This is a genomic window from Massilia sp. 05N420 (assembly GCF_056397205.1).
Genome location: NZ_JBFTMX010000242.1, coordinates 1 through 389 on the forward strand (window position 1 = coordinate 1; position 389 = coordinate 389).

At 67.6% G+C, this 389-nt stretch carries 1 protein-coding gene; it reads right to left on the reverse strand.

What is annotated here, in order from left to right; translation table 11 throughout:
- A partial coding sequence (locus AC1DIX_RS28155) for an MsnO8 family LLM class oxidoreductase (protein ID WP_477328668.1) occupies positions 1-389 on the reverse strand: 389 nt, incomplete at both ends.

Consider the following 389-nt stretch of genomic DNA (forward strand, 5'->3'; position numbering starts at 1 on the left):
CTGTAGAGGCTGGAGCCAAGCAGCCAGATCGGCACATGCGTCCGGTTGCCGGGCACCGCGAGGATTGCCTGGTTCTCGACCGGCTCTCCGAGCAGCTGCTGCAGTTCGACGACATCATGAGGGAAGCTCTGGGCGCCGGCATCAAGGTTACGGCGCAGCGCCTGGGCGGTGCGCATATCCGTTCCCGGCGCGCGGCCGAGACCGAGATCGACGCGGCCGGGGAAGAGTGCGGCGAGCGTGCCGAACTGCTCGGCGATCACAAGCGGCGAATGGTTCGGCAGCATGACGCCGCCCGATCCGATGCGGATCGTCTTCGTCGCCGCACCAACATGGCCGATAACCACCGCCGTCGCGGCACTGGCAATCCCCGGCATGCCGTGATGCTCGGC